Origin of the sequence: Rhizobium etli 8C-3 (genome assembly GCF_001908375.1) — a bacterium.
GTDB lineage: Bacteria > Pseudomonadota > Alphaproteobacteria > Rhizobiales > Rhizobiaceae > Rhizobium > Rhizobium etli_B.
Genome location: NZ_CP017244.1, coordinates 641979 through 665512, shown reverse-complemented (window position 1 = coordinate 665512; position 23534 = coordinate 641979). Strand labels below are relative to the sequence as shown.

Here is a 23534-nt window from a genome sequence, read left to right as displayed (position 1 = left end):
GCGTCGCGCCCGTCTGTTTCAAGGGAGGAAACCATGAGGAAGGCATTGTTACTTGCATTCACAGCCTTGGCACTCACCGCCGGCCCGGCGCTTGCCAAGAAGCAGCTCGTGATCGTCGTCAAAGGTCTCGACAACCCGTTCTTCGAAGCGATCAACCAGGGTTGCCAGAAATGGAACAAGGAAAATCCGGACTCGGAATATGAGTGCTTCTACACGGGCCCGGCATCGACATCCGATGAAGCCGGCGAGGCCCAGATCGTCCAGGACATGCTAGGCAAGGCCGACACGGCTGCGATTGCCATCTCGCCGTCGAATGCCAAGCTAATCGCCCAGACGCTCAAAACAGCCAATCCGAGCGTTCCGGTAATGACGCTCGACGCCGACCTCGCCCAGGAAGACGCTGCTTTGCGGAAGACCTATCTGGGCACTGACAACTATCTCATGGGCAAGCGCATAGGCGACTACATGAAAGAGGCTAAACCGGATGGCGGCAAGGTCTGCTCGATCCAGGGTAATCCCGGCGCCGACAACATTCTGCGCCGCGCACAGGGCTGGCGCGATTCGCTGTCGGGCAAGGAAGGGCTGAGCGAGCTCAAGGGCGAAGGCGGCTGGACCGAGGTCGCCGGCTGCCCGGTGTTCACCAATGACGACGGCGCCAAGGGCGTGCAGGCGATGACTGACATCCTCGCCGCCAATCCCGACCTTGCCGGCTTCGGCATCATGGGCGGCTGGCCGCTCTTCGGCGCTCCCCAGCCCTACCGCGACCTGTTCAAGCCAATGGCCGACAAGATCGCCAAGAACGAGTTCGTCATCGGCGCCGCCGACACGATCGGCGACGAAGTGGCGATAGCCAAGGAGGGCCTTGTCACCGCTCTGGTCGGCCAGCGTCCCTTCGAAATGGGCTATAAGGCACCCTCCGTGATGATGGACCTGATCGCCGGAAAGCCGGTCGAGGATCCGGTGTTTACCGGGCTCGACGAATGCACCAAGGACACAGTCGACACCTGCATCCAGAAATAACGCCTGGGCCGGAGCGTCCAAGGCCACTGGGCGCTCCGGGGCTCCCGACCATCACACGATGACAGGGCCTGGCTGACATCTCTCGTCATTAAGGCACCTTTTGACCTCGTCCTTGCTGGGGTCATAAACGATCCCGCAGCGCGGTTAAAGGCCCCTGCAAACGCTGCAGTAACGGTGAGAAAAGCGGCTGGCCAGATCTCCAGCCGCCTGAGTGTCACTTGCCGGCGGCCTGTGCGGCGTACATGTAGCTGTCGTAGCTGTATTCGGCGACACGGAACCACTCGAAGGATTCGTCGCGAAATTTCTTCCAGGCCGGATAGATCTTCGCCCAGGCCGGATACTTGGCACTGTACTCGCCATAGAGTTCAAACGTCGCCTTATAGGCCGCATCCATGACGTCACGCGGAAGCGGACGAAGTTTCACCCCCTTGCCGACCAGCGATCGGATCGCCTTGGTGTTCTTGACGTCATAAAGCGCCTGCATGTTGACATTGGCCGCCTTGCAGGCGGTGTCGAGCGCTGCCTTGTAAGCGTCCGGCAAGCCTTCATACTGCGCCTTGTTGATGAAGAAGTGGATGGTCAGACCACCTTCCCAATATGCGGGATAATAGTAATAGGGGGCGATCTGGTAGAAGCCGAGGCGCTCGTCATCGTAGGGTCCAACCCATTCGGCTGCGTCGATCGTACCGCGTTCGAGCGCCGGATAGATATCGCCGCCGGGCAGCTGTTGCGGAACGACACCGAGACGCGACATCACCTGGCCGGCGACACCGGCAATACGCATCTTGACGCCGTTGAGGTCTGCAGTGCTGTTGATCTCCTTGCGGAACCAGCCACCCATCTGGGCGCCCGTGCCACCGCCGGGCTTGCCGATGATGCCGTATTCAGAAAGAAACTCGTCATAGAGCTCGTTGCCGCCGCCGTGATAGAGCCAGGCGTTTTGCTGGCGGGCATTGAGACCGAAGGGGATCGTTGAACCGATGGCAAAAGTCGGATTCTTGCCGGTAAAGTAATATCCGCAGGTATGGGCGATTTCGACGGTATTTGCCTGGACCGCATCGATCGCCTGCGGGCCGGGAACTATCTCGCCGGCTTGAAAGACCTGGATCTGAAATTTACCCTCCGTGATCTTGGAAAGGGCATCGGCCATGACCACCGCCCCGCCATAGATCGTATCGAGATTGTTCGGGAAGCCGGACGTCAAGCGCCACTTGATCGTCGGCAGTTCCTGCGCCACGGCCGGGGCCGCCAGCGCTGCTCCTGCCACCGTGGCAGCGCCACCGAGCGCTCCCCTGGTCAGAAAATTACGGCGGCTCAGTTGATCTGTCATCATATCCTCCTCTGTTGATGGGATTTGCAGCACTTGGCAAAGCGCTGATGGCTGCTACGTTACTTGCCGGGTTCGGAGGGCGCGCCAAAGCTTGGCGTCGGCGATCCAAAATTGGGCGCGGGTGCTCCAAAACCAGGTGCGGCCGGCGCACCGTCTGACGGTTCAGGAGCGCCGAACGGTTGGGCAGGCGTGCCGAATGGATTTTCTGCGCCAGCATCCGGCATCGGGACGTTCAATTGGATGGTCGACGGATCGACGGTGACCTGGCCGGCCTTGTAGTGGGTGACGAGCTGGGGGAACGCGATGACGACAATGACCATCGCAAGCTGGATCCCCAGGAACGGCAAGGCGCCCATATAGATCTGCCCCGAGGTGACCGGCTGGATGGTCGCGCCCGAAATTCGGTCCTTATAAGCCCGGCTCGGCGCGACAGACCGCAGATAAAACAGCGAGAAACCGAATGGCGGGTGCATGAACGAGGTCTGCATGTTGATCGCCAGCATCACGCCAAACCAGATCAGGTCGATACCAAGGCTGTCGGCAACAGGCGCGAGCAGCGGAATGATGATGAAGGCGAGCTCGAAATAATCGAGGAAGAAGGCTAGGAAGAAGACCAGCAGGTTGGCGACAATCAGAAAGCCGATTTCACCGCCCGGGATCGACGTCATCAGATGCTCGACCCAAACGTGGCCGTTGACGCCATAAAAGGTCAGCGAAAAGACGCGTGCACCCAACAGGATGAAGATCACGAAAGACGAGAGCTTCGCCGTCGAATACAGCGCCGCCTTGATCATTTTGAGATCGAGGCGACGATTGAATGCGGCAAGGATCAGGGCACCGACGGCACCCATCGCGCCACCTTCGGTGGGGGTCGCAAGACCAATGAAAATCGTTCCGAGCACCAGGAAGATCAGCACCAGGGGCGGCACGAGCGATGTCACAACTCTTCCGGCGAGCTTCCAGCCTCGCAGCAAACGCGCTTCTGCCGGTAGCGCGGGAACGCTGGCGGGCCGAAGAATGGACATTACGATGATGTAGGCCGAATAGACTGCCACCAGCAGAAGGCCTGGCACGAGAGCGCCCTTGTACATGTCGCCGACCGACCGACCGAGCTGATCTGCCAGAATAATCAGGACGAGGCTTGGCGGAATGATCTGCGCAAGCGTCCCCGACGCGGCGATGGTGCCGGCGGCAACGCGGCGATCATAACCGTAGCGAAGCATGATCGGCAGCGAGATCAGACCCATAGAGATGACGGAGGCGGCAACGACGCCGGTCGTCGCAGCAAGGATGGCGCCGACAAAGATCACAGCGAAGGCAAGGCCGCCGCGCACAGGCCCGAACAGTTGTCCGATCGTGTCCAACAAATCCTCCGCCATACCGCTTCGCTCGAGGATCAGTCCCATGAACGTGAAGAACGGAATTGCAAGCAGCGTCTCATTGGACATCTGTCCGAAGATGCGGTCGGGGATTGCCCCGAACAGGTTGATCGGCAGCAGGCCCATCTCGATGCCGACGAAACCGAACACAAAGCCGACGAAGGCCAGTGCAAACGCCACGGGATAGCCGAGCAAAAGCACGACGATCAGCGACAGGAACATGATGGGCGCGAGATTTTCCGCAAAGAAAGCAAACATGGATTTTCCTGCCTAGAGAGTTTGTGCTTCAGCGTCGGCAAGCGCGATCGCATCCGGAAGATCGCCCTTCAGGATCGCGATGCGTTTGATGAGTTCCGAAATGCCCTGGAGTGCCAGCAAGCCGAAGCCGGCAGGAATAAGTGCCCATACGGGCCACAGGAGCAGGCCGCCGGTATTGTTCGATATTTCGCCGCTGACGAATTTCGATACGACGATCGGCCAGGACAGGTAAATCGTGATCAGACAGAACGGCAAGAGAAAGAAGATCGTGCCGAGGATTTCGATCCAAAGCTGCGCGCGTCGCGGCAACTGACCGTAGACAAGGTCGACCTTGACATGTTCGCTACTTAAAAGCGTCCATGCTGCGGCGATGAGAAATACGGCCGAAAACAAGTACCACTGAGCTTCGAGCCAGGCGTTCGAACTCAAGTTGAACAGTTTGCGGATGGTCGCGTTGATCGCGCTGATCAGCACTGCTGCCAGCAACAACCATGAAACGGATTTACCCAAAAAGATATTGATCGCGTCAATGACGCGCGACAGCGACAGCAAGCCAGCCATGATGTAATCCTCCCAGGGTCACAGGCTCTTGGCGACGTGACCCGGGCAACTGGTATTGCGCGGAAACTTTAGGAACAAGACCGAAAATCGGCAAAATACGCGGCTCTACCCAGTACTGGGTAGGTGCTCAACTCTCGGCCCAGGTCAATCCGTTCGCGATGGCATAGCGCGTCAGCCCAGCCGTCGTCGCGATGTTGAGCTTCTTCTTGATGTTCTTGCGATGCGTCTCGACCGTGGCGGCTGAGAGACCGAGTAACTGCGCAATATCGCGATTGCTTTTTCCTGCCGCCAGCAACAGTAGAACATCATGCTCGCGTGTCGTTAGAGGAAGCGCATCCGGCGCCTCCCTTCGCTCGAGGAGAACATCGGAGACACCGGAAGAAAAGTAGCTTTTGCCGTCTGCCACGGCTTCGATCGCGGCGATGATCTCGTCGGTGGAGACATCCTTGAGTATGTAACCGGATGCCCCATGCAACACCGATGTCGAAATATATTCGCGACTGTCGTGCATCGACAGCATCAGGATGCGTGCTTCGGGCAGTTGCTCCTTGAAGAGCTCGATCGCGTCTATGCCGCTGAGCTGCGGCATGTTGATGTCCATCAGGACCACTGCTGGCTTTTCCCTCAGTGCAATCTCAAGCCCTGCGCGTGCCAATCCGGCGGTACCGACGATCTCAATGTGTTCATAGGTTTCCAAAACGGCCCCCAACCCGTCGAGAACCAGGGGATGGTTGTCGATCAAAAGAACCTTTATATTTTTTCTGCCGCTCATGCTGCGTCCTCGAGTTGTGCGCGGTTCACCGTAGCCGACCTTGGAAGCATCGCGGTCAGGATGGTGCCCGCCGATGTCGTCTTGATCAGCAGCAGTCCGCCGAAATGGGCCAGGCGCTCCTGCATATTGCGCAGTCCGAGCCCGCCGCCGAGCGCTTTCTTTCCCTCGGCCATTGTTTCATCGAAACCGTTTCCGTTGTCAGAGATCGTCATGCGGACACGGCCGCCAACGCTCCAAATCCTGATGTCGACGCGGGAGGCTCCCGAATGCCGCTCCACATTGTTCAACGCCTCCTGCGCAACTCGATACAGCGCCGTGCTCGCCTCGGACTTCAGCATGTTCTTGAAGGGAAGCGCCTCCAGTCTGGTCTCGATGCCCGTCCGCTCCGAGAAGTTGTCGCAAAGTGCCTTGAGCGCCGGCGTCAGGCCAAGATCATCAAGCGCTCGCGGACGCAGGTCATGGGAAAGGCGGCGTACCTCCTTGATCGCCCCGTTCAGCGCCTCTGCTCCGCGATCGATTGCGCGGGCCGCATCTTCGGCCTGGCTTGCGACCTTGCGGCTCGCCAGATCGATCGCATAGCGGACGCCGATGAGGTTCTGCGAGATTCCATCATGCAGTTCACGGGCAAGGCGCGTCCTTTCCTCTTCCTGCGTGTCGATAATGCGCTGCGCGAGCTGTTTAAGCTTGCTGTCTGCAAGGCGACGTTCTCTCAACGTCAGCAGCATGCCGGTGGCAAAGACGATGAGAACCGCAGGCACCGCGATCAGCGCAATGATCAGAAATGTCTTGCGCACATTGGCACGGAAATCTGCGTTTGCTGCGGCGGTCTGTGCGAAGACGTCGTCAAGATAAACGCCCGTTCCCAGCATCCATTTCCACTTGTCGAGTCCGGCCGCGAAGGACAGCTTGTCGGCCACCTCCCCCGAGGACGGCTTCTGCCACTTGTACTGGTGGAGCCCGCCGCCCTCCTTGGCCTTCTGGATTAGATTGGCAATAACCCGATCGCCATCAGGATCGGTAAGATCGAGCCAGTTGTGACCAGGCCGGAACGTTTGACGCGGATGGACGACATTGTTACCGTCGTAATCATAGACAAAGAAGTAGCCATCCTTGCCATAGTCGAGAGCGGTCAGGATGGCGCGAACCTTCTCCTTTGCTCCTTCGTCGTCCGGACCGGCGGCTTCGTAAATGTCATGAATGGCTGAGAGCGCAAGATTTGTGAGATTGAGGAGTTCCGTTTGCTTGGCCTTCAGCATGTTTCGCTCGAAGGTGTCGATGCTGCTGCGCACAAGTGTGGCCGACTGCCAGGTGATGAACGCTGTGACAATCAGGATGGCCAGGATCAATGGGATGATGGCCAATGCCACAATCTGATGTCTAAGGTTCATAAGCCTGCCTCCCTGCCACCTTCTCACCTGGGCATGCTTATATATGAAACGACATCGACGGATAGCTCAAGCTTGCCCGCCTCATTCAGGAGTCGGAGCGACCATATCAATACCGGGCGCTGTTGGGGCTGTTTGGCTAGGATGCTGGGCGTTATTGCCGCCAACCTGAGGTGTGCTTCAGGCAGTGAAAGGCAGAAGGAATTCAGCAAACAACATGGGGTCCACATGGACCTTGCCCGAGTGGCCGCGACCATGAACGCCTTCGCGGCGAACGAAAAGGTGTTCACTCGCGAATCGGTAAAACATGTTGGAGCGGTCTTCGGTCAGGCGCGGCGGACGATCCGCACAAACCCATCGCTTTCAACCGCTGCTGGCCAATGTTACAGCAACGTGTCTTTCAAAAGCCATAAAGCTGCGCAGGCTGATGAGCGCACCGATTTGATCAAAGCACGATCTTTGCTGGGTACGTGGCCGGCGTGTCGGTGCAGCGGCTTTCTTCAGCGTTGAAGCGCCGTTCTTGCCCAGACGGACATTACAAACAGGACCTGAATGAGAAGGTTCGCCGTGACCAAAGCAGAAGTGCGAGGTTCTATGCGATGCATTCCATCCAAGATGACGTTCCAGTTTCGATCATCATTGCGAATTACAACTATGCGCGCTTCTTAAAGCGCTGCATCGACAGCGCGCTGGCGCAAGATCATGACAACGTAGAGGTCATCGTTGTCGACGACGCATCGGCTGACGACAGCGCTTGTGTGATTGCGGCATATGGGTCCAGGATCACAGCTGTCCCACGAGAGCGCAATGGCGGCCACGCGGCTGCCTTCAACACGGGATTTGCGGTCAGCCGAGGCGAGATCGTTCTGTTTCTCGACGCCGACGACTATCTCTATCCGAACGCCGTATCGCAGATAATCGAGTCATGCGACGGCAATACCGCCCAGGTGCAATTCAGATTGCACATCGTCGACGAGCGCCAACGCATCAAGGATGTGTTTCCGCCTCACGAGCTCCCCTTCGATTCAGGTGACGTCACTCCGCAGCTGCTGCAGAAGGGACGCTATCAAACGACCGTCACAAGCGGGCTTGCCTTCAGGCGTTCGGTTCTGGAGGCGATCATGCCTATCCCCGAGATGGAGTTTCGCCAGGGGGCGGACGGATATCTGGTTACTGTCGCGCCTCTCCATGGAGAGGTGACGTCGATCGATTCCTGCCTTGGCGCCTACCGCATGCATGGCGCCAATCATTCCGTCTTTGCAGAAAAACTTGGCCAGCGGGCACGCTGGCGAGTGGAGCATGACTTCCGCCGGATGGAAGCCTTGTCAGATCAGGCCGCCGATGTCGGCTTGACGGTGTCGCCGGACGTCGCTCTTCATGATACGGTGCACCTCGAAGAGCGCTTGGCATCGCTTTGCATAGACCGCCAACTGCATCCCGTTCCCGACGATTCCAGGTTCACTCTGGGCGCTGCAGGTGCCGTGGCGAGCCTGGAAATGAATGCTTCGCTCAGACGGCGTGCCGTCCTCGCGGCCTGGTTTCTCTCCGTCGGCCTACTTCCCCGGCGCATGGCAAAGGCTCTCTTGTCGTGGAAGCTTGTCGCCTCTTCGAGACCTGCCTTCCTGCTGCGCCTGTCGAAAACCATTCGCCATGCCATGGGCTAGCTCCGGGACGACCAGAAGCCAACCCTCAAGGACTGGTGTGACCGGCGCGGCAGCGCAAGCCTGATCTTAGGACCGGATGAAACGATCGGCGTGGCGACTGTCAGCCGATCTGCGATGATGATAGTCCGGCCCGGCTACAGGGTCCGTCCGATGCGGCGATAACGGAAATTGTCGGAGCTGGTCGAAGGAGCGGAATTGGCTTGGCTGATGAGCGTTGCCATACGGCTATGAAGGGGTGATTTGACACAAGCGGGATCGGTGGCTGCAGCATCACCGGCTATTGCCATTGCCTGGCATCTGCAGCCGCCCCAATCGATGTCACGCCGCTCGCAGCTTCTGCAAGGTTCCAGCATCCAGTCGTCGCCGCGGAATGCATTGAATGCCGGAGAATTAAGCCAGATATCCGTCAGACTCCATTCGCCGAACCGTTCGAAATGCAAGGACGGGATGGTGGCAGCGGCGTGGCATGGAAGTGCCGTGCCATCCGGGGCTACCATGAACGCATCACGCGCCCAGCCACCCATGCAGGGTTTCGGATAGACTGCGAAATAATCGGGAGCGACAAAGTCGATCGCAAGAACTCCCTGCAACCGTGACTGGGCTTCTTCGACAATCTCCACTTGGCGCTCCACCGACGCTCGATCGGGCATGAGGGCATTGCGGTTAAGAAGAGCCCAGCCTCCATACTGAACATTGGCGATCTCCAATCTTTCTGCCCCAAGCGAAAGCGCAAGATCGATGAAAGCCGGCACTTCCTCTATGTTGTGGCGATGGATCGGAGCATTGATCGTCAGCGGCAGGCCGATCTCCACGACCCGCCTCGCAGTCTGAAGCTTCTTTTCGTGCGCGCCACGGTGATTGCCGATTTTCTCGGTCGTCGGCGCGTTCGCACCCTGAATGCTTAACTGGACATGATCGAGACCCACGTCCTGCAGCGCCTCGAGCCGCCCTTCCGGTATCCCGATCCCTGCCGTAATGAGATTAGTGTAGACGCCACGTCTTGTCAGACAGCCTACAAGCTTTTCAAGATCGGGCCTAACGGTCGGCTCTCCACCGGACAGATGAACCTGTAGGACCCCAAGATCGGCTGCCTCTTCGAAGAGAGCCCGCCATGCGTCTGTCGAAAGCTCCCTGTCCGCCTTCAACAATTCGAGCGGGTTGGAGCAGTAGACGCATTGCAGGGGACAGCGATGCGTAAGCTCGGCCAGCATGCTGATTGGCGGCAGAATTCGTTCATTCATAGCGTCACCAGAAATCTGTCGGACCAGTCCTGGAGGAATTCTTCGACATCGGGCGCAATGTCCTGGCGAGGCGCATCATATTGGCCGGCAAGTTCGTCGACCATTTGCGGCACCGTGTGCTGGCCATCGCACAGTCTCAGGATATCTAGACTGACCTCATCCGGCCAGAACACCTTTTCCGGCGACAAGACCGCCCAGGCGTTGCGCACCGGATCAAACTGCAGTCGGACGTGACGCTTCAGTTGCGGCCTCGACTGCGCGGACAAGACGGCACGCTGGCGGCGGCTCTGCATCATCTTACCTCCGGCACGAAAGCGCCCGGCGGTATGTTGCCGCCGTCTCTATAGGCATAGTCGAGTGCATCCAGCATCGCCCACAAGACATCGCATTTGAAAACGAGCGCATTTATGACGGCCTGCTGCTTTTCCGGCTCCGTCGCATGCGAAAGGACATAGGCAAGCGCAAAATCAGAATCGCGCGGCGCCTGCTTCAGCCTCGGCGTAAAGTAGGCCAGGGTATCTTCAGTCACATAGCTGTATTTTGCCAGCATGGCAGGAACCCGCTCGCCGATGATCACAGGGGCGAACAACTCCGTCAGTGAGGAGGCGATGGCTTCCAAAAGGCTGCGATTGGTGCAGAAAGACAGATAAGCTCCCACGGCAAAGCGGGTCGCAGGCAGAGCACGGCTCTCGCTCCTTACCAGTTCCTCGTTAAGCCCCAGCCCACTTGCCAGCTTGAGCCAGCGGGCGATGCCGCCATCCCAACCGGTTGCCCCATCATGATCCTCGATCCTTCGGCGCCATTCCGCGCGCAATTCCGGGTCCTCCGTCCGACTGACAATCATCGCATCCTTGCGCGGGATCATGGCCTGGTAACAGTACCGGTTGAGCGCCCATGCCTGAAGCTCCGTCCTGGTCAACGCGCCTGCCATCATTCTGTGATGGAAGGGGTGCTTGTTGTGGTATCGCTCCTCCCCCACCCGACGCAGCGTTGCTTCCAGTGCGGCGGGCGTCAGTCCATTTCGCGCCGCGTCTGCAAACTCGCTCATATGCCGATCTCCATCCCGTCGTAGCCGATCTCCCATCCCGCTGCCCTCACAGCTGCCGCTTCGGGAGAGCTCTCATCAAGGATCGGATTGGTGTTATTGATATGAACATAGATGCGGCGCGTGGGCGCGACAGCGGCAAGCATGGCCATGGAGCCGTCGGAGCCGGCGATGTGCAAGTGTCCCATACGCCGGCCGGTCTTCGCCCCGACGCCGGCGCTCAACATCTCATCATCGGTGTAGACTGTACCGTCGAAGAGCAGACACGATGACGCAGCAACCCTCCTTCTCAGGTCAGCGTCGATGGCCGCACAACCAGGAATATACAATGCGGAGGAGTGACCGCCCTCCTGGACAATACGCACCCCCACAGTATCGCCTTCTTGGGTGCCGAACCCTTCCTGCGCCCTGCCCGCATCTTCAAGAAACAGCGCAATCTTGCCCGGAACTGAAAAGGCTTCGATCACTACGGATGTCGGCTTGCCCTGCCAGTCCGCAACGGGGGTCGGCACGTCGAGCAAAAGTTCCCGGCGCTCCACCAATTGCCTGTCAAGGACATTGAAGATGCTGTTCTCCTCGATTACCCGAAGCACCCGGGCGGTTGCATAAATGACAAAGCGATGCCGCTCGCGCAGGCTCAATAGTCCGGCTATATGGTCGACATCTGCATTGGTCAGGACGACAGCCTGGATGGGCGAAGCCCGCAACGGGCCCTCCTCCATCGGCTGCAGCTCCGGAGCGGCGGCAATCTGTTCCCCAATATCCGGAGATGCGTTGAAGACAATCCAGTTCTCGCCGTCGGCGGATACGCCAAGACTCGATTGGGTCCGACGCCGAAAGCCGCCTTCACCATTGCGGACGGCGCGGCTCAGCCGATAGTTGCAGTTCCACTGGGGGAATCCGCCCCCTGCCGCGGAGCCGAGGATCTTCAGCCGCATGTGATGGTGCTTCCTTCCGGCGGCAGCCGCTCCACGCGGACAAGCCGCATGGAGCGGGAGATGCGCTTATTTCTTAGCCTTAAGTTCAGCGGAACGGTAACGTGACATTTCCATTCCGACGCAAACGACGCATGTCGTCGGCTTCTTCCAGCTTTTCTTCATAAGTTTCTCCTCTTTGCTCTGCCCGAGATCAACCACTGATCTCCTCCCGGCATCGTGCGCCTTTCGGCGCAAGCTCTGAAATCTCAACAACATTCGCATTCTGCCATTGTGGAGAAAATCCGAACGCCGTTACTGCTATCCCTTGATCTGGTTACCGGCTTCGTCGATGAGCGGGACCTGGTATTGCATCAGAATCTGGTTAATTTCCGATTGGTTTTCCCGAATCACCTTGTTCAGCGTCCGTTTCCACTCCTGATCGGACGGACGCACGCCCATGGTGATGCGATAGGACATACGGCCGGTCTTTTCCTTGAGAAGTGGCACCATGACAAGGTCCGGATTGATCTCCTTGACGTAATAGCCGGCCATCGGTCCCCAGAGGACAGCGACGTCGATGATGTCCTTTTCGAGGTCCTTCAGCATGACTTCGGCCATGGACGGCGTCGAGCGGGTATCAACCATCAACGGATAGGTCTTCGCGTTGCGCATCAGCTTGGCCCTCGCCAGGTTGGCGCTCGGCGGAGTTCTCGCGACGATCCCGATCCGCTTGTCGGCCAGTTTCGGATCCTCGAGGCTTTCCAAGCCGTCCAGACCGCTGCCCTTCTTGAAGATCATCACGTAGGTGGATCGGTAATAGGCGTTGGTGTTCTGCACCAGTTCGTCGCCTTGGGCATAACCCATGATGACATCGCACCGATTGGCTCTCAGCGTATTGCGGACAAAGCCGGTGGCCATCGGATACCATGTATAGGAGACCGATTTGCGTTGCGTTTTGGCAGCCACCAGTTCAGCCAGCTTGTTTTCGAAGCCTTCGCCGCTTTGATCCGTAAATGGCATGTTCGAGGGATCGGCGCAAACGCGCAGCACGTCCGGATCGACCAGTTCGCCCGCCGCGCCGATCCCGGCACCTTGCGCAAATACCCCTGTGGGGGTTGCGGCAACCACCGCGATCATAAACAGAATACGGCGAGCGCACGATTTGTTCGGCGACATTGGTTCAGCTCCCCATACAGGATTTTTCGTGGTCTTTCGCCGCTTGCGGCTTGTCAGCCTTCTTGGGCGGACGACCGCGCGGCGCGTCGCCGACGGCCCGGGCGCGCAGATAGACGTAGATGTCGTCGAGGTAGCAGTAGACGTTCTTGTTTTCGCCGAATGCCGGCATGACGTTTTCCTTGCCGCCGCCGACATTCTTGCGGCCCTCGGCAACGATCGACAGAAAGGTTGCGTAGTCCATGTTTTTCATCGAGTTGGCAAGCGCAGGCGCATAGCTCGAGCCGACGCCGTCGGGTCCATGGCACACATGACAGTCGGAATGATAGCGCCGGTAGCCGCTGAACGTATACCAGTCGACGGTCCCGTCATCCTGGATCTTGAATGTTGGATTGCCTTCCGCATCGACATATTTGCCATCCTGTTCGCTGACGGCTGCGGCTTTCTGCTTGTCATCGGCAGCAAGGATGACGCTGGAACCAATAAGAGACATTGCAAGCACTAAGATCGTTTTGCGCACTGACATTCGGACCTCTTTCTCATTCGCCACCAATACAGCCGTGCTGTCGCGATGCGGCGTTGACAGGAGAGTTGTGGTTTGCGTGGCGAATTCGAGGGCCTGCCGGGGAAATCCCGGTTTTGCAGGCCCTCGTTTCTCTGCCTTGCCGCCTCGACCAAGAGGTCGGCTTGCTATGGGTTCCCGCAGATCAGTCCGGGAGACCGAAGACGGTGAGCTGACCGCCCAGCGTCGTGTAGTCGGCAAGTGCAGCGTAGCCGCCGACAGCGCCTAGACCGGCCGTTGAGATCGACTTTTCTTCCTCGGTCGGAGCCTTCTGGCCGGCAACGGCCTGCTGCCAGGCTGCAGCACCTTCCGCGCCCAAAAGACCGCCGGCAAGTCCGATGCCGGCCCATCCGCCAACACCCGACAGCACGGCAACATACTGCTTGCCCTTGTGCTCGAAGGTGTTGATGTTGCCGATAATGCCGGATGGGGTCTTGAACTTGTAAAGTTCCTTCCCGTCCTTATCGACAGCCTTGATGTAGCCTTCCAACGTGCCGTAGAAGATGACGTCGCCATCGGTCGACAGTGCGCCCGACCACACAGAGAACTGCTCGGGCTTCGACCAAACGATCTCACCCTTGGCGGCATCCCAGGCAATGAAGTTGCCCATTCCGCCATGGCTGTTGGGAGCCGGGTACATCGATACCGTTGCCCCCACATAGGGCTGACCGGCGGTATAGCTGACCTGATAAGGCTCGTAGTCCATGCAGACATGGTTGGTCGGAACGTAGAACAACCCGGTCTTCGGCGAGTAGGTGGCCGGCTGCTGGTCTTTTGTTCCAAGTGCGGCCGGGCAGACCCCCGTTGTATTGGTGTCCTCGCCATTCTGCTGCGTCGAGTACTTTGCAACCACCTGCGGGCGGCCATACTCCTTGCTCTTCGGATCCATGACGACTTCCGTCGCCCAGTTGACGGCCGGATCGTATTTCTTTGCAACGAGCAGCTCGCCGTTTCCGCGATCCAGCGTATAGGCGAAGCCGTTGCGATCGAAGTGCACCAGCACGTCGCGTTTCTGGCCGCTGATGTCCATGCCGTCCACGAGGATCATCTCGTTGACGCCATCGAAGTCCCATTCGTCATGGGGAGTCATTTGGTAGACCCATTTGGCCATGCCTGTATCCGCATCACGTGCGAATATCGTCATCGACCATTTATTGTCCCCCGGTCGCTGAACCGGGTTCCAGGTCGACGGGTTGCCAGTCCCGTAGTAGACCAGGTTGAGCTTCGGATCGAAGGCATACCAGCCCCAGGTCGTTCCGCCACCCTGCTTCCACTGTTCACCTTCCCAGCTGGTGACGCCCGAATCCTTGCCGACCGGCTTGCCGAGCTGGGTGGTCTTTTCACCATCCATCAGGGTTTCCGCGTCAGGACCGGTCGAATATGCCTTCCAGGCAACCGTACCGTCTTTCAGGTTATAGGCGGTCACATGGCCACGCACACCGTACTCGCCGCCCGATATGCCGATCAGCACCTTGTCCTTGAAGACCATGGGTGCACTCGTCCCGCTCTCGCCCTTGCCGCCGGCCGTATCCTCGCCGTTCTTCACCGACCACACGACCTTGCCGGTCTTGGCGTCGAGTGCAACGACTGTCGTGTCGGCCTGGTTGAGGATGATCTTGCCGTCGCCATAGGCAACGCCACGATTGACCGTGTCGCAGCACATGATCGCGATGACGTTTGGATCCTGCTTGGGCTCATACTTCCAGAGGATCTTGCCGTCATTGTTGAGATCGAGAGCATATACCGTATTTGGGAACGGCGCATGGACATACATCACGTCGCCGATCACCAGAGGTCCACCTTCATGACCGCGCAGCACGCCGGTCGAGAATGTCCATTTGACCTGGAGGTTCTTCACATTGTCCTTGTTGATCTGGTTCAATTTCGAAAACCGGGTATTGGCATAGTCACCCGTCGGAATCGCCCAGTTTTTGGAATCGGAGATCAATTTTTGGACCTCGTCGTTGGCAGTAACTCCTCCCGCCAATGACATAGATACCGCAGTCGTCACCAATGCCGTTTTAATGAAGCTTGCACGTACACGCATTTAGTCCTCCCTAAGTTCGCAAGGATGACGAGTTAAAACGGCGCCTGTTCAGCGACCCGCGTCATCGGTTCAGCGTGTGGGAAGTATTTCCGGCAGCGTGTCACGACCTAAGCCAGGCGCGCGGAGGGCACCGTTACCGCCCACCCGCTTGGCCTACGAAGACAGTCACCACTCCCTTGACGGTAACGTCCTTGAAGCCGGAAACAAATAGACCATAAGAGATAGATTTGCTTTCCGCAAGCGTGTTTGTTCAGCAATGTACGCTGCATCGCAGCATCAATTTTTGTGCGTTGCAATATTAAAGCTGGAAGGTTACTATAAAACTACTGACGACGCATCGACATCATTGAAATTATGCTACAATAACACTATACATGTTCTTCGAACGGCTGAAAAATGCGCTGCATGAAAGGAATCGCCATGATTGCCATTAAGACCCTCGGGATCGCGACCTTCGCACTTGCAGCAATCGGTTTTGCGTTTCCGGCGGCCGCGGGAACACGTTATCCGACCAACGTCATTGCAGAATACGTCTATGCCTGCATGAAGGCCAACGGCGAGAATCGGGCCGTCCTTGACCGTTGCTCGTGTTCGATCGACGTCATCGAATCCATTCTGCCCTATGAACGCTACGAGGCGGCCTCAACCTTCAAACAGATGGGGCTCCTCACCGGTGAAAACAGCGCGTTGTTCCGCGAAAGCGCCCCGGCAAAGGCCGCGACGGCGGAGTTGAGAAGAGCACAGGCCGAAGCGGACATACGATGCTTTTGAACCGGCTTTTGGTTTACGGACCGAGCCGGGAATTTTCACGGTCCGACCCCGCAGGTTTTCGCCGCACACGCAGGTGTCGTGGCACTTCTGACAAACCTCTGGACCACGATAGCTGCTGGTTTCATTGTTCTATCGGCGGCGTTAAAAAGATGAAAACCCAAAGGCGCTGCCGCTCCAAAACCGCCGGAAGCTAGCTGGCCAATATGACAAAACGACCTTGAGTTGGCGAACACTGCCCCCGATGAAAAACGCCAGGGGCGTCAATCCGTCAAAGCCAACCCGCTGCGCTTGCAAAAGGTTCCAGCTCTGGCATCTTCTGCGCGAACGATGCCGGCAAGTCGGTAGCTCCATCTCGGAAGAACAAAGTGGTGCCGCTTCTGCAATCCTGTGGACTTTATCAGCAATCGTTGAAATGCCGTAGTCTCGCCAAAGGGAATCGGACACTATCGGTCTATGCGCGATATTTCACGGCCGTTCGCCACTGATGACAATCTCGAAAGGCACGTACACTGCCAGGAGGCCTTGCAATTCGCCTTCCTCGACCTGATAGCGGCGGCCGTTGCCGTCGGCTGGAACGAACGTGAGGCAATTGTCGCCGTCTTGGATCTTGCCGATAATCATATGCTGGCACTGGCGGCAAACGAAGGCATGTCCGCCCTGCTCGATGCCTTGAACGCAGCGCCACGACGCTCGTCGCACTGACGACATATGGTCGGCGATGGAGTGGAAGACATCGCGCGCCCTTGCTGGGGCTGGTGTTTACTGATTGGCTTTACCACGTATCGCGCCAGCTTATCACGACCGCGGATCTGATGAGAACCGACGGGTAATCAACCCGATAGAGCGCGCGAAGCGGCACCGTTGTTACACCTCCCGACTTTTATGGAACATCGCCTCGAATGAATCGCTAGGGAAAAGAATGGCGCCAATACCTGGCTCATTCTCCAATCGCGTTCAGCTCTTATGTTTGCCGCCCTGTGCGTTGCTTTTCGTTGCGGCCTTGATCTGATTGGCGAACGTACTCTCCACCTTCATCGGAGACTTTTCCTGTTTCGGCTTCCGCGCTTCGCGGTTACCTCTTATTTGTCCTTTGGCCATTGGTGCGATCCTTTTTTGAAGTTGGAACGATGTGTGAGGACAGAACCACAACATCCCGATACGACGATTTCGAAGTCCTCGTTGAACGATCCCGCGACAAGTAATTGGAGGTCCCGCGTGGGAGCTAGACGGCCGGCCAGCTTATTGGAGTTGCGCCCGAAGCATGGTTGAGCTCGGACGAAGGCAAGTATGAAAGATCGAACACGGAAGACAATCCTGTCCTCCCTTGAGGTGGCGTGTGGCGGCCATCGATCAGCAGCCTCCTAGATGAAGACCGCTGATAACAGACCATGCGCTCTTCCCATTCTCAATACAACTGAATTCGGTGAAAGCGCGGGTGCCAAGCGGGACATGAAGCGGGCGGCCAGACAAGGACGATCTTATCCTCGCTTACGCTGGCGAAACGTGCCCCACCGTCAACACAGGCGTCGAAAGCGACGGGTGAGGAAGTCTCAGTTCGCTCGCTTTCAGACAGCCGAGGCGTCGAACTAACCGCGGGTCTGTGATGCGAGGATTATGTGAGGCTGGGCTCGCCTATTGCAAGCTGCTCAGGACGCTGGAGCTGAAAGACCTCCGATGCGCAACCCTTCTCCTCGCGGCCGCTGCAATTTATCCATTGCACCGTGCAGGCCTGAAAGGAGCCCTTCTCCGGGCGACGCGGTCGTCGGATTTTCATCTTAGATTTCTGTGTCCTTCGGTGGGTATTCGCACCGCCATCTTACGACGCGCAAGTTCGGATGCTCCTCAGACCACCTGGCAATCTGAGGAGGCGCTTGGACCATACAGGCCATCAGGCTTCCCCTGTTTTCGAGATGAAGATGTTCATCCCGGCAGCTCGAGGGCCTGTCCTCAATACAGATTGTCAAGACGAGTTCGATAAATAACATGTCGCACCCTTCGCCCAACGTGGCCGCGCCGCGCCGATATTTTCTCGGGCGCCGTGGCCGCGACCGCCAACCAGCCGCTGCGCAGTGCTGGAACAGGTAAGAAGAAGCTAAGAGCTTCACCCCGGCGCGTCAATCGCGACCTTCGTCCTGTGCGGTCGATGAGGGTTCAGTGGCCTGTCGAAGGGTTGACTTACGTTCTCTGGCAGGTAAGTTTTTGCCGGATCGCAGGTCTACCGTCACTGTACGCAAGGCCATGCGATCCAAAATGGCTGGCGCCGGTGGAGGAACAGCAGCGCCTGCCTTCGTCAAAGGGCACCCTTGGCGAATGAGGAAATAGCATGAAATACCATATCCTTCTGATCGGTGTATCAGTTGCGATCTTTGCTGCCTGCGGGGCCAATGCTCAGGAGGGAGATTCCAACGCAGGCGCAACGGTGTTCAACAAGTGCAAGATCTGTCACAGTGCCGACACTGACCAGAACAAGGTCGGCCCTTCTTTGAACGGAGTGATCGGCAGGGTTGCCGGCTCGCATCCCGGGTTTTCCTATTCCAAGGCAATGATCGATGCGGGCAAGGCCGGCCTCAAGTGGGACGAGGCATCGTTGCGCGACTACCTCCACAATCCGAAGGCAAAGGTGAAGGGCACCAAGATGGCTTTTGCAGGCCTGAAGGACGATGGCGACATTGCCAATCTCCTCGCCTATCTCGGGCAATTCCAGAAGAAACAATAAAGGATGTGACCGCCGGCTGTCGCCGGCGGTCACATCCTCTCCTTGCCGTGCACGATTTACGCTGCCTGCTGCGCCAGCGCCTTGTCTGCCTGTCGGCGGATCACTTCGATATTGCCCGCATAGGCCGACGCGTCATTGCCAGCGAAAATGGCCGATCCCGAAACCAGCACGTCCGCACCGGCAGCTGCGATCAGCGGCGCGGTTTCGGCCGTAATGCCGCCATCGACTTCGATATGGATCGGGCGATGCCCGATCAAGGCGGCCACGCGGCGCACCTTTTCGGCAACCGCCGGAATGAAGGCCTGACCGCCAAAGCCTGGATTGACGGTCATCAGCAGAACGAGGTCCAGCCTGTCGAGCACGTATTCGATTACGCTTTCGGGCGTCGACGGATTGAGCGCGACGCCTGCCTTCTTGCCGAGATTTCGGATCGCCTGAAGCGTTCGATCAAGATGGGGACCGGCCTCCGCATGGACCGTAATGTAATCGCAGCCGGCATCGGCGAAGGCGGCGATATAGGGATCGACCGGCGCGATCATGAGATGACAGTCGAAAACCGCGTCCGTCCGATTGCGGATCGATTTGACGACCGGCGGCCCGAAGGTGATGTTGGGCACGAAATGACCATCCATGACATCGAGATGGATCCAGTCTGCGCCCGCCTTCACGACCTCCTCGACTTCATTGCCCAACCGGGAAAAATCTGCCGAAAGGATGGAGGGAGCAATGATCGTTTTGCGGCTCATGGCGTGGCCTCTTCTTTTCTTGCAGCGGTTTTGAAAACGCGACTGGCCCGGATGTCCTTGGCAATGATGGTGGACAGCACCTTGGCATCAATCGGACCGACCGAAGTCTCGAAGAGCCGGTTTGCCTGCCGCAGGCGCGCCCGATCGAGGGCGTTGCGGATGGAGCGCGCATTGGCAAAATGCGGTTGGCGGCGCCGAAGGGCGATATACTCTTCCATGGCCGCCCTGGCCTTGGCGTCGAAACGGTAGTTCTGCTTGGAAAGTGTCGCCTCGGCGATCTGCAGCAATTCGTCATCGGTGTAATCGGGAAAATCTATATGATGGGCAATACGCGAACGAAAGCCTGGATTGCTTTCGAAGAAGCGCTCCATCCGATCGGCATAACCGGCCAGTATGACGACGAAGTCATCACGTTGGTGCTCCATGACCTGCAGGAGGATCTCGATCGCTTCCTGGCCGTAGTCGCGCTCGTTTTCCTTCCTGTAGAGGTAATAGGCCTCGTCGATGAAGAGGACACCCCCCATCGCCTTTTTCAGGATTTCCTTCGTCTTCGGTGCCGTGTGGCCAATATATTGGCCCACCAGGTCGTCGCGCGTCACCGACACCAGATGCCCCTTTCTTATGTAGCCAAGGCGATGGAGCAGGTTGGCCATGCGCAAAGCAACTGTGGTTTTTCCCGTCCCGGGATTGCCGCTGAAGCTCATATGTAGCGTCGGCGTTTCATGAGCGAGACCGAGGCGCCTGCGCGCACGCTCGACCAAAAGCAGGGCCGCGGTCTCCTTGATCCGCTGCTTGACTGGTGCAAGGCCGATGAGAGAACTATCCAGCTCGTCGACGAGCTCCTTGACACCGGAATCGACATATTCCGCCCGCAGATCGATGACTGAGGGCTCCGCGTCATCGATCTCGGGCCTCAGGTGGACCGCATCAGCCATAACGTTCTCCCGCCGGCCGGTTTGCCGCATAGGAACGCGTGGTGTAATGGAGCCGTCTGCCGGCCGCCTCCTGCCGCTCAAGCCGGAACCCCGGCTCTTGCGCCGGACGATTGACGATGAAGGAGAGGCGAACGGACTCCCATCCGTGGCTGCTGTCGAAGGCGACGAGGCGGATGTAGCGGTCGCCATAGACCTTCCGGCACTCGTGAAGCTCCATTATCAGCGCGGCTGCGTCAGCGTTGTCGAACATCGGATGGCCCCACATGTCCCAATAGGTATTGCGGGGATGGGGATCATCGGTGAATTCGAGGCTCGTCGCCCAGCCGTTATCGATGCAGTATTGCGCCTGCCGGGCGATCTGCTCGTCCGTCAGCGGCGGCAGGAACGAGAATGCTCCCTGGGTGATATGCATGTTAGCTCTCCTATTCTGCTGCTGTGGCCGTCGGTACGAAATCCGGCGTGTCGGTCGAGGTGTAGTTGAAGGTCACGTCCTTCCAGACGTCGAGGGCCTGCTGCAATGGCTGGCAGTGGCGCGCCGCCTCGCGCAGGATCTCCGGTCCTTCATGCACAATCTCCCGTCCCTCGTTGCGGGCGAGCACCATACATTCAAGCGCAACGCGGTTGGCCGTGGCGCCGGCGGCTATGCCCATGGGATGGCCAATGGTGCCGCCGCCGAACTGCAGCACGACATCTTCACCAAGAAGGTCCAGGAGCTGATGCATCTGCCCTGCGTGGATGCCACCGGAAGCAACGGGCATCATGCGGTTGAGAGAGGCCCAATCCTGGTCGAAGAAGATGCCGTTTTCCAAACGCATCGGGTTGAAGCCTTCGCGGCAGACGTCGTAGTAGCCGCGTGTTGTTGCGGGATCGCCCTCCAGCTTGCCGACAACGGTTCCGGCGTGAATGTGGTCTACCCCTGCAAGGCGCATCCACTTGGCGATCACTCGGAATGACACGCCATGTGTCTTCTGGCGCGTATATGTCGAGTGACCGGCGCGATGAAGGTGCAGGATCATGTCGTTGCGTCGCGCCCATTTTGCCATGGATTGGATCGCGGTGTAGCCGATGACGAGATCGATCATGACGATGACCGATCCAATCTCTTTGGCAAATTCTGCCCGCTCGTACATGTCCTCCATGGTGGCTGCCGTGACGTTCAAATATGTTCCCTTGATTTCGCCCGTCTCGGCCTGGGCCTTGTTGACCGCCTCCATGCAGTAGAGAAAGCGTTCGCGCCAGTGCATGAAAGGCTGCGAGTTGATGTTTTCGTCATCCTTTGTGAAATCCAATCCGCCCTTCAACGCTTCATAGACCACGCGACCGTAGTTGCGACCCGAAAGGCCGAGCTTCGGTTTCACAGTCGCCCCAAGCAGCGGGCGACCGAACTTGTCCAGCCGCTCGCGCTCGACGACGATGCCGGTCGCAGGTCCCTGGAAGGTCTTCACATAGGCGACCGGAAACCGCATGTCTTCCAATCGTAATGCCTTCAGCGGCTTGAAGCCGAAGACGTTGCCGATGATCGATGCGCTCACGTTGGCAATCGAGCCCGGCTCGAACAGGTCGAGATCATAGGCGATATAGGCGAAATACTGACCCTGTGCATTTGGCACAGGATCGAGCCTGTAGGCCTTTGCACGATATTTCTCGGTTGCCGTCAGCCGGTCGGTCCACACGACCGTCCAGGTGGCGGTCGAAGATTCGCCGGCGACGGCTGCTGCTGCCTCGACAGGATCGACGCCGTCTTGCGGCGTGATGCGGAAGAGCGCGATGATATCGGTATCCTTCGGCTCGTAATCAGGCTCCCAGTAGCCCATTTTTTTGTATTCCATCACGCCAGATCTGTAACGTTCCGCACCTGTGACGGTTTGCGATTTATTGGCCATGACTTGGTCCTCTCGTTGTTCTTCCGGATCGCCGTTCAGGCGGCTTTGGCTGGTGTGGTTGTCGGATCGAGTTCGCCGGCGGCATAGCGTTTTGCCATTTCATCCAAGGCAATGACCTTGATTCGTGAGGCGTTGCCCGCCGTGCCGAAACGTTCGAAGCGGTCACGGCAGAGATTGCGCAGGGCATCCATGGCCGGTTTCAGGAATTTTCGCGGATCGAATTCCTCAGGATGCTCTGAGGCGATTTTTCGAAACTGCCCCGCCATCGCCATGCGACAATCGGTATCGATGTTGATCTTGCGGACCCCATTGCGAATGCCGCGCTCGATCTCCTCGACCGGCACGCCGTAGGTTTGCGGCATCCGACCTCCGAAGCGGTTGATGACATCCTGCATTTCCTGCGGGACCGAGGATGAGCCGTGCATGACGAGATGCGTGTTCGGCAGCTTGAGGTGGATTGCCTGAATGACGCCCATCGCCAGAATATCGCCGTCCGGCGCCCTGGTGAACTTGTAGGCGCCATGAGATGTGCCGCAGGCGATCGCCAGCGCATCGACACCGGTGCGCGCGACAAAATCGACGGCCTGGTCAGGGTCCGTCAGAAGCTGCTCATGTGACAGAGCACCTTCAGCCCCATGACCGTCCTCGGCAGCTCCGGTGCCGCTCTCAAGCGAACCAAGGACACCCAGCTCCCCCTCGACAGATACGCCCAGCCAATGGGCAATGCGCGTGACCCGTTCGGTAATTGCGACATTATACTCATAAGACGAAGGTGTTTTGGCATCCGCTTCGAGAGAGCCATCCATCATCACCGAGGTGAAGCCGTGGCGTATCGCCGACATGCAGGTCGCCTCGTCGCTACCGTGGTCCTGATGGACGCAGATGGGAATGGCCGGATAAATCTCCGACAGTGCCTCGATCATGCGCGCCAGCATGATGTCCTTTGCATAGGCGCGGGCACCCTTGGAGGCCTGGAGAATAACGGGAGCGTCACAGGAGGCAGCCGCCTCCATAACCGCAAGCCCCTGCTCCATATTGTTGATGTTGAAGGCGGGAACGCCATAACCGTATTCCGCTGCATGATCGAGCAGCTGGCGTAATGCGATGCGGGCCATCAGCCTGCTCCTTT

Annotated in this window: 23 protein-coding genes; 5 read left to right on the top strand and 18 right to left on the bottom strand. The window is 58.2% G+C overall.

From position 1 onward, the window contains the following. The first annotated feature begins 33 nt into the window (after nt 1-33). Nucleotides 34-1020, top strand: coding sequence for a sugar-binding protein (locus AM571_RS28135; protein ID WP_074064289.1), 987 nt, complete (start codon nt 34-36; stop codon nt 1018-1020). Between the two features lie 214 nt (nt 1021-1234). On the opposite strand, the gene AM571_RS28130 is transcribed toward AM571_RS28135, so the two are convergent. The 5 genes from AM571_RS28130 to AM571_RS28110 form a co-directional block, all read right to left on the bottom strand. Next, the gene (locus AM571_RS28130; protein WP_074064288.1) at nt 1235-2350 is read right to left on the bottom strand and encodes a TRAP transporter substrate-binding protein; all 1116 of its coding nucleotides are present in this window, start codon (nt 2348-2350) and stop codon (nt 1235-1237) included. A 59-nt stretch (nt 2351-2409) separates the two neighbouring features. Then, entirely contained in the window at nt 2410-3987 is a 1578-nt protein-coding gene (locus tag AM571_RS28125; RefSeq protein ID WP_074064287.1) for a TRAP transporter large permease, read from the bottom strand. A 12-nt stretch (nt 3988-3999) separates the two neighbouring features. Then, complete coding sequence (locus tag AM571_RS28120) at nt 4000-4548, bottom strand: TRAP transporter small permease subunit (RefSeq protein ID WP_074064286.1); 549 nt, start codon at nt 4546-4548, stop codon at nt 4000-4002. Between the two features lie 127 nt (nt 4549-4675). After that, nucleotides 4676-5320: a response regulator gene (locus AM571_RS28115; RefSeq protein WP_074064285.1), complete on the bottom strand. Its 645-nt coding sequence runs from the start codon at nt 5318-5320 to the stop codon at nt 4676-4678. After that, entirely contained in the window at nt 5317-6708 is a 1392-nt protein-coding gene (locus AM571_RS28110) for a cache domain-containing protein (protein WP_074064284.1), read from the bottom strand. The genes AM571_RS28115 and AM571_RS28110 overlap by 4 nt, the downstream gene beginning before the upstream one ends. Before the next feature lie 596 nt (nt 6709-7304). Here AM571_RS28110 and AM571_RS28100 point away from each other — a divergent pair. Beyond that, nucleotides 7305-8369, top strand: a complete 1065-nt coding sequence (locus AM571_RS28100; RefSeq protein ID WP_074064282.1) for a glycosyltransferase family 2 protein — start codon at nt 7305-7307, stop codon at nt 8367-8369. 134 nt (nt 8370-8503) lie between these two features. Here AM571_RS28100 and pqqE read toward each other — a convergent pair whose 3' ends face one another. From pqqE to AM571_RS28060, 7 genes are all read right to left on the bottom strand, one after another. Further along, nucleotides 8504-9610, bottom strand: coding sequence for a pyrroloquinoline quinone biosynthesis protein PqqE (pqqE, locus tag AM571_RS28095; protein WP_074064281.1), 1107 nt, complete (start codon nt 9608-9610; stop codon nt 8504-8506). Next, nucleotides 9607-9906: a pyrroloquinoline quinone biosynthesis peptide chaperone PqqD gene (pqqD, locus tag AM571_RS28090; protein WP_335727745.1), complete on the bottom strand. Its 300-nt coding sequence runs from the start codon at nt 9904-9906 to the stop codon at nt 9607-9609. Before pqqD ends, pqqE begins: the two co-directional genes overlap by 4 nt. Then, a complete protein-coding gene (gene pqqC, locus AM571_RS28085) occupies nt 9903-10658 on the bottom strand; it encodes a pyrroloquinoline-quinone synthase PqqC (RefSeq protein WP_074064280.1) in 756 nt (251 codons plus the stop codon). Before pqqC ends, pqqD begins: the two co-directional genes overlap by 4 nt. Further along, nucleotides 10655-11593: a pyrroloquinoline quinone biosynthesis protein PqqB gene (gene pqqB / locus AM571_RS28080; RefSeq protein WP_074064279.1), complete on the bottom strand. Its 939-nt coding sequence runs from the start codon at nt 11591-11593 to the stop codon at nt 10655-10657. Before pqqB ends, pqqC begins: the two co-directional genes overlap by 4 nt. A gap of 297 nt (nt 11594-11890) precedes the next feature. Next, a complete protein-coding gene (locus AM571_RS28070) occupies nt 11891-12748 on the bottom strand; it encodes a substrate-binding domain-containing protein (protein ID WP_074064277.1) in 858 nt (285 codons plus the stop codon). Nucleotides 12749-12752: 4 nt separating this feature from the next. Next, nucleotides 12753-13271 (bottom strand): c-type cytochrome, methanol metabolism-related, encoded by a 519-nt coding sequence (locus AM571_RS28065; RefSeq protein ID WP_081377229.1) that lies wholly within the window; start codon nt 13269-13271, stop codon nt 12753-12755. Nucleotides 13272-13452: 181 nt separating this feature from the next. Further along, on the bottom strand, nt 13453-15300 hold the full coding sequence (locus AM571_RS28060; protein ID WP_165918543.1) for a methanol/ethanol family PQQ-dependent dehydrogenase: 1848 nt from the start codon (nt 15298-15300) through the stop codon (nt 13453-13455). A gap of 474 nt (nt 15301-15774) precedes the next feature. On the opposite strand from AM571_RS28060, the gene AM571_RS28055 reads away from it, so the two are divergent. Next, nucleotides 15775-16125, top strand: a complete 351-nt coding sequence (locus tag AM571_RS28055) for a hypothetical protein (protein ID WP_074065618.1) — start codon at nt 15775-15777, stop codon at nt 16123-16125. 453 nt (nt 16126-16578) lie between these two features. Next, nucleotides 16579-16827 carry a hypothetical protein gene (locus AM571_RS28050; RefSeq protein WP_074064275.1) on the top strand — a complete coding sequence of 83 codons (249 nt, stop codon included), beginning with the start codon at nt 16579-16581 and terminating at the stop codon, nt 16825-16827. A gap of 252 nt (nt 16828-17079) precedes the next feature. Here the strand turns inward: AM571_RS28050 and AM571_RS37125 are convergent, their stop codons facing one another. Next, entirely contained in the window at nt 17080-17223 is a 144-nt protein-coding gene (locus AM571_RS37125) for a hypothetical protein (protein ID WP_165918539.1), read from the bottom strand. Nucleotides 17224-18448: 1225 nt separating this feature from the next. Between AM571_RS37125 and AM571_RS28040 the strand changes: the two genes are divergently transcribed. Then, nucleotides 18449-18841 carry a c-type cytochrome gene (locus tag AM571_RS28040; protein WP_074064273.1) on the top strand — a complete coding sequence of 131 codons (393 nt, stop codon included), beginning with the start codon at nt 18449-18451 and terminating at the stop codon, nt 18839-18841. 56 nt (nt 18842-18897) lie between these two features. Here the strand turns inward: AM571_RS28040 and rpe are convergent, their stop codons facing one another. From rpe to fba, 5 genes are read right to left on the bottom strand one after another with little or no spacing between them, the layout of a single operon-like run. Then, nucleotides 18898-19587 carry a ribulose-phosphate 3-epimerase gene (gene rpe / locus AM571_RS28035; RefSeq protein WP_074064272.1) on the bottom strand — a complete coding sequence of 230 codons (690 nt, stop codon included), beginning with the start codon at nt 19585-19587 and terminating at the stop codon, nt 18898-18900. After that, a complete protein-coding gene (cbbX, locus tag AM571_RS28030; protein ID WP_074064271.1) occupies nt 19584-20522 on the bottom strand; it encodes a CbbX protein in 939 nt (312 codons plus the stop codon). The genes rpe and cbbX overlap by 4 nt, the downstream gene beginning before the upstream one ends. Next, complete coding sequence (locus AM571_RS28025; RefSeq protein ID WP_074064270.1) at nt 20515-20934, bottom strand: ribulose bisphosphate carboxylase small subunit; 420 nt, start codon at nt 20932-20934, stop codon at nt 20515-20517. The genes cbbX and AM571_RS28025 overlap by 8 nt, the downstream gene beginning before the upstream one ends. A gap of 10 nt (nt 20935-20944) precedes the next feature. Further along, on the bottom strand, nt 20945-22405 hold the full coding sequence (locus tag AM571_RS28020) for a form I ribulose bisphosphate carboxylase large subunit (protein WP_074064269.1): 1461 nt from the start codon (nt 22403-22405) through the stop codon (nt 20945-20947). A gap of 35 nt (nt 22406-22440) precedes the next feature. Further along, the gene (gene fba, locus AM571_RS28015) at nt 22441-23520 is read right to left on the bottom strand and encodes a class II fructose-bisphosphate aldolase (RefSeq protein ID WP_074064268.1); all 1080 of its coding nucleotides are present in this window, start codon (nt 23518-23520) and stop codon (nt 22441-22443) included. Nucleotides 23521-23534: the final 14 nt, after the last annotated feature.